We start from the raw sequence: 14647 nt of genomic DNA on the forward strand, positions 1-14647 counted from the left end.
CTTTCAGGCCGGGCGGCGCAGTACCGCCGTGGCCACGCCCATTCCGATCAGGGTCAACCCTCCGAAACGGGTCATGCCGGTGATGATGCCGGGGCGGCCGATTACGCGGCGCAGCCGATCGGCCAGCAGCGCATAGGCCAGCGCGTTCAGCCCGGCCAACCCAACGAAAGTGGCGATCAAAATTGCGAATTGCGGGCCCAACGGCTCGGCCGGGCGCAGGAATTGCGGCACGAAGGCAATGAAGAAGGCGATGGATTTCGGGTTCAGGGCAGTAACGGCGGCCGCATGGCCGAACACGCCGCGCGCGGTGACGTCGCGCCCGGTGGCCACCGCCTGCATCCCGCCGGACGGCGCACTGCGCAGCAGCTTGATGCCCAGCCAGACCAGATAGGCGGCGCCCACCCATTTCAGCACCGAAAACAACGTGGCCGACGCCAGCACCAGCGCCCCAAGCCCCAGCAACGAGGCGGTCATAGCGATCAGGTCCCCCAGCGCAACCCCCGTGGCCGAGGCCACGGCCACGCTGCGCCCTTTGGACAGCGCATAGCTGAGCACCAGCAGAACCGTCGGTCCCGGGATCAGCAGAAGGGCGGTCGAGGCTGCGACAAAGGCCAGCCAAAGTTCAAAATCCATCATCCAACTCCGTCAAATCCGCAGCAGCTAGCCTAAGAAAACACGAGGCCGTCAAGGACGCCTACAATACCCGGCCCGCCACCGCATCCAGCTTGGCCAGCACTTGCGGGTCGCGCTTTTCCGGGGCCGTCAAAATCGCGTGGTCCAGCGCAAGATCGCAGCCATGCGGGCAGGGCGCGCGGTCCGCTCCCAGCATGGCGGGCAGGCCTTTGACCAAGGCGCGCGCCTTCTCGGCGTTGCCGGTCAGCGTCGCGATGATAGCGGTCACGTCCACTTCGCCGTGATCGGGGTGCCAGCTGTCATAGTCGGTGACCATCGCCACCGAGGCATAGCAAAGCTCGGCCTCGCGGGCCAGTTTGGCCTCGGGCATGTTGGTCATGCCGATCACGTCGCAGCCCCACTGCTCGCGGTACATCTTCGATTCCGCCAGCGTCGAGAATTGCGGCCCTTCCATCGCCAGATAGGTGCCGCCACGGTGCACGGTGATGCCGGCCGCCCGGGCGGCGGATTCACAGGCATCGCCCACGCGCGGGCAGGTCGGATGGGCCACGCTGACATGGGCGACGCAGCCGGTGCCGAAAAAGCTTTTCTCGCGGGCGAAGGTGCGGTCGATGAACTGATCGACGACCACGAAATCGCCCGGCGCCATGTGTTCGCGGAAGGAGCCGCAGGCCGAAACCGAGATCACATCGGTCACCCCCAGCCGTTTCAGCGCGTCGATATTGGCACGATAGGGCACCTCGGTCGGCGAATGCACATGCCCGCGCCCGTGGCGGGGCAGAAAGGCCATCTCGATGCCGTCCAGTGTCCCGGTCAGGATCTGGTCGGACGGCGCGCCCCAAGGCGTTTCCACGGTAACCCATTGCGGCGTTTCCAGCCCGTCGATGTCATAAATTCCCGATCCGCCGATGACGGCAATTTTTGTCTGGGCCACGTTCGTTCTCCGCTGCGATACCTGCCTGAGGGAATTTCTGCGGGCTTGTCGGGCATTTGGCAAGGCTTGCCGGTGTTATTGCGCCGCACAGGCGCCACAAGGGGCGTCGCCTTGCAGTTTTTGCATGACAGCCTGCCATCGATGGGCTAGCAGACAGCGCCGAAGGCGGGTATACGACCGCCTTCGCGCGAACATTCTGACCCACAGGACCAATTCATGCCCCGAGCCTTGCTGGCAAGCTTTGCCAATCGCCTCGCCATTCCCGATCTGAGCTGGATGCCGGACGAAAAGCTGACCCCCGCCCGCCTGCGGATCGAGCTTTTGTCGGGCCTGACCGTCGCCCTGGCCCTGGTGCCCGAAGCGGTGGCCTTTGCTTTCGTCGCCGGGGTTCACCCGCTGGTAGGCCTGTATGCGGCGTTCCTCGTGGGGCTGATCACCGCGCTGATCGGGGGTCGTCCGGGTATGATCTCGGGCGCAACCGGTGCGCTGGCGGTCGTCATGGTGGCGCTGGTGGCGCAGCACGGGGTCGAATACCTGTTCGCCACAGTGGTTTTGATGGGCATCCTGCAGATTATCGCGGGGGCCATGCATTGGGGCCGGTTCATCCGCCTGGTGCCGCATCCGGTGATGCTGGGCTTTGTCAACGGCCTGGCGATCGTGATCTTTCTGGCGCAACTGGGCCAGTTCAAGGTGCCGGGCACCATGGAAAACACCGGCCACGGCATGAGCGGTGGTGAATGGCTGTCCGGGATGCAACTCTATACGATGCTGGGGCTGGTCGCGCTGACCATGGCGGTGATCTGGGTGATGCCGCGCATCACGCGCATTGTGCCAGCGCCGCTGGCGGGCATCGTCGTGGTGGCTGCGCTGGTGATCGGCATGGGGCTGGATGTCCCGCGCGTCGGAGACCTGGCCTCGATCGAGGGCGGCCTGCCGAAATTCCACATCCCCATGGTTCCGCTGACCTGGGAGACGTTTGAGATCATTCTGCCCTACGCCGTCATCCTGGCCGCCATCGGCCTGATCGAATCTCTGCTTACGCTGAACCTGGTGGGCGAGATCACCGGCAAGCGCGGTGGTGCGTCGCAGGAATGCATCGCGCAGGGCACCGCCAACGTCGTGACCGGGTTCTTTGGCGGCATGGGCGGCTGTGCGATGATCGGGCAGTCGATGATCAACGTGAAATCCGGCGGCCGTACGCGCATCGCGGGGATCGCTGCCGCGCTGTTCCTGCTGGTGTTTATCCTTGTCGGCTCACCCCTGATCGAACAAATCCCGCTGGCCGCGCTGGTTGGCGTGATGTTCATGGTGGTGATCGGCACGTTCGCCTGGAATTCGTTCAACATCCTGCGCAAGGTGCCGCTGACGGATGCCTTCGTCATCGTTCTGGTCACCGTCGTCACCGTGATGGAAGACCTCGCTGTGGCCGTCGTGGTCGGCGTGATCGTTTCGGCGCTGGCCTATGCCTGGAACAACGCCAAGCGCATCCACGCGGTCACCCGCGACTCGGAAACCGAGAAAGGCGCCAAGGTCTACGAGATCAAGGGGCCGCTGTTCTTCGGCTCGTCTGAGGGGTTTGTCGAACTGTTCGATGTCCAGAACGACCCGGAAACGGTGATCGTGGACTTCGCCGACAGCCGCGTGGTCGACCAATCTGCCCTGCAGGCCATCGAAAACATCGCTGCGAAATATGAGGCGGCAGGCAAGCGCGTCATGCTGCGCCATCTCAGCCGGGATTGCCACAAGCTGCTCAAGAAAGCGGGTCACCTGATGGTCGACAGCGACGATGACCCGGACTACGGCCTTGCGGTCGACTATTCTGTTCGAACCGGCATTCTGGGCGGCCACTGAGGAAATGCGAGGCTGTGCCTCGCACCGCGCGGCGGGGGCAGAGCCCCCAAACCCGGCTCAATCGTCTGGACGATTGAGGGAAAACAACTCCGTCACCACCGAGTAGTCGCGATACCCAAGCCGCGACAAGGGTTGAAAGGTGGTGACGTCGAACTTGCCGTCCTTCAGGCAATCATCGCGCAGGTGCACGCCGACGACTTCTCCGAAAACCACCCGGTTGGCTTCGCCGGGCAGCGTGACGATCTGGGTCAGTTTACATTCCAGCGCGGCAGGGGCGCCCTCGATGCGGGCGCATGGGATGGTTTTGCATTCCACCGATGTCAGGCCGGCGTGGGCGAACTCGTCCACCTCTTTCGGAAGGCTGGCCGAGCTTGCGTTCATCGCGTCCCGATGGGCGTGGGCCACCACGTTGACGCAAAAGACGCCGGTCGCCTCGATATTGGCGATGCTGTCCTTTCCGCCGTCCTGGTCGTGCTTTGTCCCGGTGGAGGCAAACATCACCTGCGGCGGCGTATAGGCGACCCCGTTGAAGAACGAATAGGGCGCCAGATTGTTGATTCCGTCCGCGCCGCGGGTCGAGATCCATCCGATCGGGCGCGGCGTGATGATGGCGTTGAACGGGTTGTGCGGCAATCCGTGACCGTCTTCGGGGCGATAGAACATCTGATCTCCAAGCGTTTGCTCAAGGCCTAGCGAAGTGCTAGGGCGATTGCCAGAGTCGAAAAGAGGGCCGCGGTGCAGCAGTTCGGGATCAGGCCGGAAGAGCCGGAGGATTGGTGGGAAGTCGAAGCCCTCTACGACCTGTGTTTTGCACCGGGGCGCGAGGCGTTGTCGTCTTACCGCTTGCGCGACGATGTTCCGCCAGTGCCGGGCCTGTCGATGACTGCCCGTGACGGGCAGGGCATCTTGGCTGGGGCCATCCGATTCTGGCCGGTTCATGTTGGCGCACACGACGCGCTTTTGCTGGGACCCGTTGCGGTTCACCCGACCCACCAGGGGGAAGGTTTGGGTGGTTTTCTGATCCACGAAGGTATCGAAGCCGGGCGGGCCCAAGGGTGGGACCGGGTCATGCTGGTCGGTGACGCGCCCTATTATTCACGCTTTGGGTTTGCCCGGCTCGAGGGTGTTGAGATGCCACCGCCAACCAACCCGGATCGGGTACTCGGGCTGGATTTGGCACCCGGCGCCTGGCACGGAGTGAGTGGTTCGGTGACCCGCTGGACGCGCTGATCTATTGAAACGGCGCTGTGAAATGCCAATGTTTCAGGGTCAGGAGGACACCGAATGAATGACGTCGTTCTCGTCGGAGAAATCGACCCCGACGCTGAGTTGGACCGGCTGGCAAGCCACTACCGCAGCGCGGGCGGCAGCGGTATCCGGCTGCTCAATCGTCTGGGCGGATCGGCTGAGTCGCTGCTGGAACAGCTGCCCGGTTCGGTGCGCGATGGGCTGACCGGTGCAACCGAGCAGGCCTTGTGGCTTGCAGTTCGTGCCGCTGACGGATCGCGCCGCGCGGTTCCCGACCAGAAGCCATGGGTCAACACCGCCATATCGACCACGATGGGCGCCGCGGGTGGGGCTGGCGGCCTGACGACGGCGTTGATCGAGCTTCCGGCGACCACGGCCATGTTGTTGCGCGCAATACAGGGCGCCGCATCGCGTGAAGGTTTTGACCCCTCGGCAAGGAACGTGCAGTTCGATTGCATCCGCGTTTTGTCGGCGGCAGGTCCCTTGGCGCATGACGACGGCGCAGACATGGGGTTCTTTTCGGTCCGACTGACCGTGACGGGCCCCGCTCTGCAAAAGATCATTGCTGCTGTCGCTCCGAGGTTGTCGGTCGTTTTGGGGCAGAAACTGGCGGCACAGACCGTTCCGGTATTGGGGGCCTTGGCCGGAGGCGGCGCGAACTACCTCTACGCCCGGTACTATCAGCAGATTGCCCGTGTGCATTTCGGCCTGCGGCGTCTGGCGATCGATGCCGATATTCCGCATGACGAGCTTGTGCAGCGTCTGCAACGTCGCATGTTGGCCTGACCCACAGTTTCAAAATTGGACAGAACCGCAGGATGTGGTATCCTGCACCTAATCGGCCCGCAAGATAAGTGGCCGAAAACAGGCAAGAAGAACAAAACAAGAGGCGGGGCAGCGTGAAAAGCGCAGGGCTGTCACCAGACATTCTGTCCGAAACCGGGGCATTTCCGGTTCTGCCGCAGTCTGCGGCTCTATGCTACCGGCTTCGGCGCGGGGTGCCTGAGATATTGTTGATCACGACCCGGGGGTCGGGGCGGTGGATCATCCCCAAAGGCCGCATGATCGACGGCCTAAGCGGGTCTGAGACCGCAGCGCAGGAGGCCTGGGAAGAGGCCGGTGTGACAGGCCGTTGTGAGACGCGCAGTATCGGACAGTTCTCTTTCGACAAACACCACCGGGATCTGGGGCGGGTGACATGCGTCGTTGATGTCTACCCGTTGCTTGTTGCCAAGACGGCGGATCGGTTCCCCGAAGTCGCCGAGCGGCGGCGTAGATGGATGCTGCCGGAAAAAGCAGCACAAGCGGTTTCGATCGGCGGGCTTTCCGGGCTGTTGCTGTCAAATGCGCTCAATCCTCATTGAACCGCCTCTGTAAAGACTTGATATTGCCATGTCTGTCAGTATCTATTGGCCCACCGACATTTTGGGCGACAGATGATTCAATATTCACTGAAATGCTGCAATGGTCACGCGTTTGACAGTTGGTTCCAGTCTGCGGACGCTTACGACAAGCTGTCCAAGGCTGGAATGGTCTCTTGCGCGACTTGCGGCAGCACCCAGGTCGAAAAGGCGATCATGACGCCGCGGGTCCAGTCTGCGCGCTCGTCTGCTGCAATGCCGCGCGCGGAGAACAGTGATCAACCCGAAGCCCAGCGCCAACCGACCAAGGCCGAGATAGAGCGTGTTCTGAACGCCCTGCGCGCCAAGGTCGAGGCGAATTCCGATTATGTCGGCCGCGAATTTGCGCGCGAGGCCCGCAAGATACATCTGGGCGAGGCCCCGGAGCGCGCCATCTATGGCGAGGCCAAGCCGGAAGAGGCCAAGGCCCTGATCGAAGATGGGGTTCCGGTGGCCCCTCTGCCGTTCATTCCAAGCCGAAAGACGAACTGAACCGTGCATCTTGTTATCACCGGCGCCAATCGCGGCATTGGGCGTGCTCTTGCTGAATTCTATCGTGGCCGCGGCGATACTGTCACCGGCACCGCACGGGACGATTCCGCCGATATTCGTCTGGACGTTACCGACCCGGCGCAACAGGCGCAGATGGCGCGCAAGTTGGATGGCCAGCCTGTAGATCTGTTGATCTGCAACGCAGGTGTCTATCTGGACAAAGGCCAGACAATCGACGGCTACCCGGCCGAGATGTGGGACCAGACCTTTGCGGCCAACGTCACCGGGGTGTTTCTGACCATTCAGGCCTTGTTGCCCAATTTGCGTGCGGCGCGCGGAAAGATCGCGATCATTTCGTCGCAGATGGCCTCGCACACGCGGGCGCCCGGGGGCAGCTATATCTATCGGGCCTCCAAGGCGGCTGTGCTGAACCTTGGGCGCAACCTGGCGGTGGATCTCAAGGACGATGGCATCGCCGTCGGCATTTATCACCCGGGATGGGTGCAGACGGACATGGGCGGTCAGGCTGCCGACATCACCGTGTCACAGGCCGTTGCCGGGTTGACCGAGCGTTTCGATGCACTGAGCCTGGACTCCACCGGCTGCTTTGAAACCTGGGACGGGCAGGCACATCCTTACTGAGCGGCAAGCGCTGCCGTGGGGATCTCGTAGACTTCACCGGGATCGATGAAGATCACCAGAATTTCGCCCCGCGTTTCCGAAGTGATCTTCGACGTCGAACTGCTGGAATCCGGCTTTCCATCGGTGAAATAGATGCGGCGTACTTCCCCAGTATCCAACTGAACCGCCAGGGTTGCAGTGCCATCATCCTTGCGCCGCAACTCGGCAGGGCAATTTTTCAACGGCTGGCCCGCCAACGCGGCGCAGGGGACCGTTCCCAACGCGTTCTGGCCGTCCGTTCCGGACAGTGAAGCCACCTGGGCCAGAGCCGGGCCGGACATCAGCGCACCGGCGAAAACAAAACGCAGCATGATATTCCTCATGGTTTAAATCCTTGACGATACGCTGACATTGCTGCCAGTCCTTGTAAAGCGTTGCGCTGCAGTGTCCTGCCGTTCTATGTGCCCTTGCTCTTGCGTGTTGCCTCGCATAAGACGCTCGGGACCGGAAATCCAAGGCGCGGAGACATTTGCCCCCATGCCCGTACTCGTGATGAAATTCGGCGGCACATCCGTCGCCAACCTCGACCGCATCCGCCGCGCGGCCAAGCGCATCGGCGTCGAAGTGGCCAAGGGCTATGACGTCATCGTCATCGTGTCGGCCATGTCGGGCAAGACCAACGAGCTGGTGGGCTGGGTCGACGAGATCTCGCCGCTGTATGACGCGCGCGAATATGATGCCGTCGTATCCTCGGGCGAGAATGTCACCGCCGGCCTGATGGCGCTGACGCTGCAGGAAATGGACATCCCCGCCCGCAGTTGGCAGGGCTGGCAGGTGCCGCTGCTGACCGACGGCGCCCATTCGGCGGCGCGGATCCTGGACATTCCGACCGACAACATCAACCAGAAATTCGGCGAGGGCATGAAGGTCGCCGTGGTGGCCGGCTTTCAGGGTCTCAGCCCTGAAGGGCGGATCACCACGCTGGGCCGGGGCGGTTCGGACACCACTGCCGTGGCTTTTGCCGCCGCCTTCGACGCCGAACGCTGCGACATCTACACGGATGTGGACGGCGTCTATACCACCGATCCGCGCATCTGCGAGAAGGCGCGCAAGCTGGACAAGATCTCGTTCGAGGAAATGCTCGAACTGGCCTCGTTGGGGGCCAAGGTGCTGCAGACCCGCTCGGTCGAGCTGGCGATGCGGTACAAGGTGAAACTGCGTGTTCTCTCAAGCTTCGAGGAACAGTCCGACGAGGCCGGAACCCTGGTCGTCGACGAGGAGGAAATCATGGAATCCAATGTAGTCTCGGGTGTGGCCTATTCGCGGGACGAGGCCAAGATGACCGTCGTGTCGGTCGCCGACCGCCCCGGCATCGCCGCGATCATCTTCAACGCGCTCAGCGATGAGGGGATCAACGTCGACATGATCGTGCAAAACATCTCGGACGAGGGGCGCACGGACATGACCTTTTCCTGCCCCACCAACCAGGTGGCGCGCGCCGAAAAGGCGCTGTTGGCAGTCAAGGAGCGTGGCGAGTTGAACTATGCCGAGCTGGTCGCCGACACCGATGTGGCCAAGGTTTCGGTGGTGGGCATCGGCATGCGCTCGCAGTCGGGCGTGGCGGCCAAGATGTTCAAGGTACTCTCGGATGAGGGGATCAACATCAAGGTCATTACAACCTCCGAGATCAAAATTTCCGTCCTCGTCGACCGGAAATACATGGAACTTGCCGTTCAGGCGCTGCATGATGCCTTTGAACTGGAAAAGGCGGCCTGAGCATCTCGGCCAAGGTCCCGCCTGACACCGCAGAGTAGATCGGGCGATGGCAGACGGAATGGAAACAGAATCCCGCAAGCTGCTGGGGCGGCTGCGCGAGGAGATGGCAAGCGAGGCTGCCGGTCAGGAGCGTCTTGACCGGATCACTCACCTGATCGCCGACAGCATGCGGTGCGAGGTGTGCTCGATCTATCTGTTCCGCGACGACGAAACCCTAGAGCTGTGTGCCACCGAAGGTCTTGCCCCCGAGGCCGTGCACCAGACCCGCATGCGTCTGGGGGAAGGTCTCGTTGGCCGGGTGGCCAAGTTCGGCAAGGTCGTCAACGCCGCCGATGCGCCCTCCGAGAAAGGTTTCCAGTACATGCCGGAAACAGGCGAGGAGCGTTTTTCGTCGTTCCTGGGCGTGCCCATTCAGCGGCTGGGGCAGAAGCTTGGGGTTCTTGTGGTCCAGTCCCGCGCTCAACGCGAATTTTCCGCGGATGAGGTCTATGCGCTTGAAGTCGTGGCAATGGTCCTTGCTGAAATGGCCGAATTGGGTGCGTTTGTGGGCGAAGGTGCCGCCCTTTCACCGTTGCATCAGCAATCCATATTGCTGCGCGGTGGCCCGGCACAGGAGGGCTCGGCCGAGGGGCATGTCTGGCTGCATGAGCCGCGTGTCGTCGTCACCAACCCGATCGCCGACGATCCACATCGCGAGCTGGAGCGGCTGAACGAGGCGGTCGAAGAGCTGCGCGTGGGCGTCGACAAGATGCTTGAAATCTCGCGGGGCGGCGACACGGAACAGCTGCAGGTTCTGGAAGCCTACCGGATGTTCGCCAATTCCAAGGGCTGGATGCGCCGGATGGAAGAGGACATCGCCCGCGGTCTCAGCGCCGAGGCGGCGGTGGAAAAGGAGCAGTCGCAGGCCCGCGCCCGGATGAGCCAGGTCACCGACCCTTATCTGCGCGAGCGTCTGGCGGATCTGGACGATCTGTCCAACCGTCTGCTGCGCATTCTGACAGGGCAGGGCGGGTCGAACGGTAAAGAACTGCCGCCCGATCCGATCCTGGTGGCGAGGAATATCGGCCCGGGTGACCTGCTGGAATATGGCCGTTCGCTGAAAGGTGTCGTGCTCGAGGAGGGCTCGGTCGGTAGTCATGCCACCATCGTCGCCCGCGCTCTGGCCATCCCGCTGGTGGTACATGTGGGCCGGATCACGACCGAGGCTTTGAACGGCGACCATATTCTGGTCGACGGGGATGAGGGCGTCGTGCATCTGCGCCCCGAGGATACCGTCGTCAGCGCCTTCCGCGACAAGATGGCCATGCAGGCCGAGGCGCAGAAACGCTATGCCTCGATCCGCGAAACCCCGACCGTGACAAAGGATGGCGAGCGGATCAATCTGGTGATGAATGCCGGCCTGATGGCCGACTTGCCGTCGCTCAAGACGTCCGGGGCCGAGGGCGTAGGCCTGTTCCGCACCGAATTGCAGTTCCTGATCCGCAACCAGATGCCCAAACGGTCGGAACTGGTGGCGCAGTACAAGCGCGTTCTGGATTCGGCCGATGGCAAGCGCGTGGTATTCCGCACGCTGGATATCGGGTCGGACAAGGTGCTGCCCTACATGAAACATGTCGCCGAGCCCAACCCGGCGCTGGGTTGGCGCGCCATTCGCGTGGGCCTGGACAAGCGCGGCGTGATGCGGATGCAGCTGCAGGCCCTGTTGCGCGCGGCGGATGGCCGTCCTCTGACGGTCATGTTCCCGTTTGTCGCCCAGGCCGACGAATACCGCGAGGCCCGTTGGGAAGTGAACAAGACGCTGGAGCGCGAAAAGCGCTTGGGTCATGTGCTGCCGGAAACGCTGGAAGTTGGGGCGATGCTGGAAACACCATCATTGGCCTTCGCCCCCCAGAAGTTCTTTGACGAGGTCGATTTCATCTCGATCGGCGGCAACGACCTGAAACAGTTCTTCTTCGCCGCCGACCGTGAAAACGAGCTGGTGCGCCGCCGCTATGACACGCTGAATGTCAGCTTCCTCAGCCTGATCGAGCGCATCGTCGAACGGTGCGGAATTTCCGACACGCCGCTGAGTTTCTGCGGCGAGGATGCCGGCCGCCCGATCGAGGCACTGTGCCTGGCGGCGATGGGTATCCGCACCCTGTCGATGCGCCCGGCCTCGATCGGCCCGGTCAAAAGCCTGTTGTTGCGGTCCAACCTGCAGGATGTCCGCAAGATCATCGCCGACGCCCGCCATCGCGGCGAACAATCGGTGCGCCCGGCGATCATGGAGTATCTGCGCGACAACGGCTGAGGCCATGATGACCGCGAAAAAAGGCCCGATTCCGAAATCCGGGCTTGCTTTTTGGGCTTGGTCTTTCTATCCAAGCCACGAATGTTAGCGGTAACAGGGTGTCTGGCTGCAGACCGCGCCGGATTGTCCGAAGAAGGGAGCCAGCCATGGTTTCACGCGTAATCCCGGTAGATCCGTTCGATCTGGTCCTGTTCGGCGCGACCGGAGATCTGGCCCAGCGCAAGATCCTGCCGGGCCTCTACCATCGGTTCGAAGTGGGGCAGATGCCCGAAGATGCGCGCATCATCGGGACCGCGCGGTCGGATATGGACAATGACGGGTTCCGCGCGCAGGTGCGAAAGTCGATGAAGGAATTCGCGCCGTCGTTCAAAAAGGACGTGCTGGATCGGTTTCTGGCCCGGGTCGAATACGTGCCGGTCGATGCGCTTGGCGAAAACGGCTGGGACAAGCTGGCCAAGTCGCTGCGCCCTGACGTGGTGCGCGCCTATTACCTGTCGGTCGGTCCGAAACTGTTTCCCGGCATCGCGCAGCGCCTGCATGATCACGGGCTGGCCACGCCCGACAGCCGCATCGTGGTCGAGAAACCTTTCGGCCATGATCTGGCCTCGGCCAAGGCGCTGAACGAAGGTCTCGGCGCCTGTTTCGAAGAACATCAGATCTATCGGATCGACCATTACCTGGGCAAGGAAACGGTGCAGAACCTGATGGCGCTGCGCTTTGCCAACTCGCTTTTCGAACCGCTGTGGAACGCGACCCATGTGGATCATGTCCAGATCACCGTGGCCGAAACCGTCGGGGTCGAAGGACGTGGTGCCTATTACGACCAGTCCGGCGCGATGCGGGACATGGTGCAGAACCACCTGGTGCAACTTTTGTGCCTGACTGCGATGGAGCCGCCCTCGACCTTCTCGCCCAACGCGGTGCGCAGTGAAAAGGTCAAGGTGATCGAGGCACTGGAACCTGTCGCCCCGACCGACATCGCCCGCGGCCAGTACCGGGCGGACAAGGGCGGCGACGGCTATGTCGATCATGTGGGCAACCCCCACAGCCTGACCGAAAGCTACATCGCGCTGAAGGTGCGCGTGGGCAACTGGCGCTGGTCGGGGGTTCCGTTCTATCTGCGCACGGGCAAGCGTCTGCGCGCGCGGGAATCCGAAATCGCGGTGTTTTTCCGCGACCCGCCGCACACGATCTTTCCCAATGTCGGCCCGCTGCACGGCAACGTTCTGGTGATCCGCCTGCAGCCTGACGAGGGCATCACCCTGCGCACCACGATCAAGGATCCCGGCCCGGGCGGCTTCCGCCTGACGGACGTGGCGCTGGACATGAGCTTTGCCGAGGCGCTGGGTGCCGATGTGCGCGCGCAGGACGCCTATGAGCGGCTGGTGATGGACGTGATCCGTGGCGACCAGACCCTGTTCATGCGCGGCGACGAGGTCGAGGCCGCCTGGGCCTGGGTCGATCCCATCATCAAGGGCTGGGAAGAGCGCGGCGACCGCCCCTCGCGCTATGATCAGGGCAGTTCCGGCCCGGAAGACGCATTGATGCTGATGCATCGCGACGGGCGCCGCTGGCGCCAGATCGGAGGTTGAGATGGTTCACAACGTCATCACCGATGTCACCCAAAGGATAATCGAGCGCAGCGCCGATCCCCGCCGCACCTATCTGCAGCGGATGGAGCAGGCTCGGTCCGAAGGGCCGGCGCGCGCGCATCTGTCGTGCAGCGGACAGGCCCATGCCTATGCCGGGGCAGGGGCCGATCAGCAGACGATGGCCACGACCAGCGTGGGCAATCTCGGCATCGTCACCGCCTATAACGACATGCTGTCGGCGCATCAGCCGTTCGAGCGCTATCCCGAACTGATCCGCCGCGCGGCCCGTGCCGCGGGCGGCACCGCGCAGGTCGCGGGCGGGGTTCCGGCCATGTGCGACGGGGTCACGCAAGGCGAGGCCGGGATGGAGCTGTCGCTGTTCTCGCGCGACGTGATCGCGCTGGCAGCGGCGGTGGCGCTCAGCCACAATACCTTTGACGCGGCGGTGTTTTTGGGGGTCTGCGACAAGATCGTGCCGGGGCTGGTGATCGCGGCGCAGAGCTTTGGCCACCTGCCGGCGGTGTTCCTGCCCGCCGGCCCGATGACCAGCGGCCTGTCCAACGACGAAAAGGCCAAGGTGCGCCAGAAATTCGCCGCCGGCGAAGCCACGCGCGAAGAACTGATGGCCGCCGAGATGGCCGCCTATCATGGGCCGGGCACCTGCACCTTCTACGGCACCGCCAACACCAACCAGATGTTGATGGAGTTCATGGGCCTGCACCTGCCGGGCTCCAGCTTCGTCAACCCCAACACGCCGCTGCGCGATGCGTTGACCGAGGAGGGCGCCCGCCGTGCCCTGTCGCTCAGCGCGCTGGGTAACAATTACACGCCAGGGTGCCAGATCCTCGACGAACGCGCCTTCGTGAACGGTATCGTGGGGCTGATGGCCACGGGTGGCTCGACCAACCTGCTGATCCACCTGATCGCCATGGCCCGTGCCGGGGGCATCGTGCTGGACTGGCAGGATTTCTCGGACATCTCGGGCGTCGTGCCCCTGGTCGCGCGGGTCTATCCCAACGGGTTGGCGGACGTGAACCATTTCCACGCCGCAGGCGGGCTGGGGTACACCATCGGCACGCTGCTGGACGAAGGGCTGCTGCATCCCGACACTCTGACCGTGGCGGGGCAAGGGTTGCATCATTACACGCAGGAACCCAAGCTGATCGATGGCGCGCTGGTCTGGCAGGACGGCGCAGGCCACAGCCTGAACGAAAAGATCCTGCGCCCGGCCAATGACCCGTTCCAGCCCACCGGCGGCCTGTCGCGCCTGAGCGGAAATCTGGGCACCGGAGTGATGAAGGTCTCGGCCGTGGCCCCCGAACACCAGGTGGTCGAGGCCCCGGTTCGCGTCTTCCACGACCAGGACGAGGTCAAGGCCGCGTTCAAGGCGGGCGAGTTCACCGATGATGTCATCGTCGTGGTCCGCTTTCAGGGACCCAAGGCCAATGGTATGCCCGAACTGCACTCGCTGACCCCGATCCTGTCGATCCTGCAGGGGCGCGGGCAGAAGGTGGCGCTGGTGACCGATGGCCGCATGTCTGGGGCCTCGGGCAAAGTGCCCGCGGCGATCCATGTCTGCCCCGAGGCGCTGGATGGTGGCCCGGTCGCCAAGCTGCGCGATGGCGACCTGCTGCGGGTCGATGCGGTGCGGGGCCAGCTTGAAATCCTGACCCCCGGTGTGCTGGAGCGCCCCGTCGCCACCGCCGATCTTTCGGCGCATCAATACGGGGTGGGCCGCGACCTGTTCACCACGTTCCGCAACGCCGTCGGCTCGGCCGATGCCGGTGCCAGCATTTTCGGAGCCTGAACC

General features: G+C 63.3%; 14 protein-coding genes. 10 read left to right on the forward strand and 4 right to left on the reverse strand.

From position 1 onward, the window contains the following. Positions 1 to 3 precede the first annotated feature (3 nt). Entirely contained in the window at positions 4 to 633 is a 630-nt protein-coding gene (locus ACR0LD_RS00955) for a LysE family translocator (protein WP_040634229.1), read from the reverse strand. 61 nt (positions 634 to 694) lie between these two features. Further along, entirely contained in the window at positions 695 to 1567 is an 873-nt protein-coding gene (locus tag ACR0LD_RS00960) for an S-methyl-5'-thioadenosine phosphorylase (RefSeq protein WP_170366647.1), read from the reverse strand. Between the two features lie 216 nt (positions 1568 to 1783). Between ACR0LD_RS00960 and ACR0LD_RS00965 the strand changes: the two genes are divergently transcribed. Next, positions 1784 to 3418, forward strand: coding sequence for a SulP family inorganic anion transporter (locus ACR0LD_RS00965; RefSeq protein WP_170337945.1), 1635 nt, complete (start codon positions 1784 to 1786; stop codon positions 3416 to 3418). Positions 3419 to 3475: 57 nt separating this feature from the next. Here the strand turns inward: ACR0LD_RS00965 and ACR0LD_RS00970 are convergent, their stop codons facing one another. Then, on the reverse strand, positions 3476 to 4081 hold the full coding sequence (locus ACR0LD_RS00970) for a flavin reductase family protein (RefSeq protein ID WP_170366646.1): 606 nt from the start codon (positions 4079 to 4081) through the stop codon (positions 3476 to 3478). A 72-nt stretch (positions 4082 to 4153) separates the two neighbouring features. Here ACR0LD_RS00970 and ACR0LD_RS00975 point away from each other — a divergent pair, with 72 nt between their 5' ends. From ACR0LD_RS00975 to ACR0LD_RS00995, 5 genes are all read left to right on the forward strand, one after another. Then, positions 4154 to 4648, forward strand: coding sequence for a GNAT family N-acetyltransferase (locus tag ACR0LD_RS00975; RefSeq protein ID WP_170509483.1), 495 nt, complete (start codon positions 4154 to 4156; stop codon positions 4646 to 4648). Between the two features lie 54 nt (positions 4649 to 4702). After that, the gene (locus ACR0LD_RS00980; RefSeq protein WP_170337549.1) at positions 4703 to 5452 is read left to right on the forward strand and encodes an EcsC family protein; all 750 of its coding nucleotides are present in this window, start codon (positions 4703 to 4705) and stop codon (positions 5450 to 5452) included. Positions 5453 to 5565: 113 nt separating this feature from the next. Continuing rightward, a complete protein-coding gene (locus tag ACR0LD_RS00985; RefSeq protein WP_170358225.1) occupies positions 5566 to 6030 on the forward strand; it encodes an NUDIX hydrolase in 465 nt (154 codons plus the stop codon). A 72-nt stretch (positions 6031 to 6102) separates the two neighbouring features. After that, entirely contained in the window at positions 6103 to 6558 is a 456-nt protein-coding gene (locus ACR0LD_RS00990; protein WP_480635321.1) for a DUF1178 family protein, read from the forward strand. 3 nt (positions 6559 to 6561) lie between these two features. Next, positions 6562 to 7200: an SDR family oxidoreductase gene (locus tag ACR0LD_RS00995; RefSeq protein ID WP_480635323.1), complete on the forward strand. Its 639-nt coding sequence runs from the start codon at positions 6562 to 6564 to the stop codon at positions 7198 to 7200. On the opposite strand, the gene ACR0LD_RS01000 is transcribed toward ACR0LD_RS00995, so the two are convergent. Beyond that, complete coding sequence (locus ACR0LD_RS01000) at positions 7194 to 7550, reverse strand: hypothetical protein (RefSeq protein ID WP_480635324.1); 357 nt, start codon at positions 7548 to 7550, stop codon at positions 7194 to 7196. The genes ACR0LD_RS00995 and ACR0LD_RS01000 overlap by 7 nt on opposite strands. Before the next feature lie 166 nt (positions 7551 to 7716). Between ACR0LD_RS01000 and ACR0LD_RS01005 the strand changes: the two genes are divergently transcribed. The 4 genes from ACR0LD_RS01005 to edd all read left to right on the forward strand — a co-directional run bounded on the left by ACR0LD_RS01005 (position 7717) and on the right by edd (position 14644). Next, on the forward strand, positions 7717 to 8955 hold the full coding sequence (locus tag ACR0LD_RS01005; protein ID WP_170446888.1) for an aspartate kinase: 1239 nt from the start codon (positions 7717 to 7719) through the stop codon (positions 8953 to 8955). A 46-nt stretch (positions 8956 to 9001) separates the two neighbouring features. Then, positions 9002 to 11245, forward strand: coding sequence for a phosphoenolpyruvate--protein phosphotransferase (gene ptsP, locus ACR0LD_RS01010; RefSeq protein WP_480635326.1), 2244 nt, complete (start codon positions 9002 to 9004; stop codon positions 11243 to 11245). Between the two features lie 146 nt (positions 11246 to 11391). Further along, positions 11392 to 12837, forward strand: coding sequence for a glucose-6-phosphate dehydrogenase (gene zwf, locus ACR0LD_RS01015; RefSeq protein ID WP_480635328.1), 1446 nt, complete (start codon positions 11392 to 11394; stop codon positions 12835 to 12837). 1 nt (position 12838) lies between these two features. Next, positions 12839 to 14644, forward strand: a complete 1806-nt coding sequence (edd, locus tag ACR0LD_RS01020; RefSeq protein WP_480635329.1) for a phosphogluconate dehydratase — start codon at positions 12839 to 12841, stop codon at positions 14642 to 14644. Positions 14645 to 14647: the final 3 nt, after the last annotated feature.

This window comes from Ruegeria sp. BF8 (assembly GCF_056538625.1).

Bases quoted from the DNA above. Each gene is read 5' to 3' on its own strand.
- ACR0LD_RS00980 (WP_170337549.1), top strand. From the start codon at position 4,703: ATGAATGACGTCGTTCTCGTCGGAGAAATCGACCCCGACGCTGAGTTG.
- ACR0LD_RS00955 (WP_040634229.1), bottom strand. From the start codon at position 633: ATGGATTTTGAACTTTGGCTGGCCTTTGTCGCAGCCTCGACCGCCCTT.
- ACR0LD_RS01005 (WP_170446888.1), top strand. From the start codon at position 7,717: ATGCCCGTACTCGTGATGAAATTCGGCGGCACATCCGTCGCCAACCTC.
- ACR0LD_RS00990 (WP_480635321.1), top strand. From the start codon at position 6,103: ATGATTCAATATTCACTGAAATGCTGCAATGGTCACGCGTTTGACAGT.
- ACR0LD_RS01000 (WP_480635324.1), bottom strand. From the start codon at position 7,550: ATGCTGCGTTTTGTTTTCGCCGGTGCGCTGATGTCCGGCCCGGCTCTG.
- ptsP (WP_480635326.1), top strand. From the start codon at position 9,002: ATGGCAGACGGAATGGAAACAGAATCCCGCAAGCTGCTGGGGCGGCTG.
- zwf (WP_480635328.1), top strand. From the start codon at position 11,392: ATGGTTTCACGCGTAATCCCGGTAGATCCGTTCGATCTGGTCCTGTTC.
- ACR0LD_RS00965 (WP_170337945.1), top strand. From the start codon at position 1,784: ATGCCCCGAGCCTTGCTGGCAAGCTTTGCCAATCGCCTCGCCATTCCC.
- edd (WP_480635329.1), top strand. From the start codon at position 12,839: ATGGTTCACAACGTCATCACCGATGTCACCCAAAGGATAATCGAGCGC.
- ACR0LD_RS00970 (WP_170366646.1), bottom strand. From the start codon at position 4,081: ATGTTCTATCGCCCCGAAGACGGTCACGGATTGCCGCACAACCCGTTC.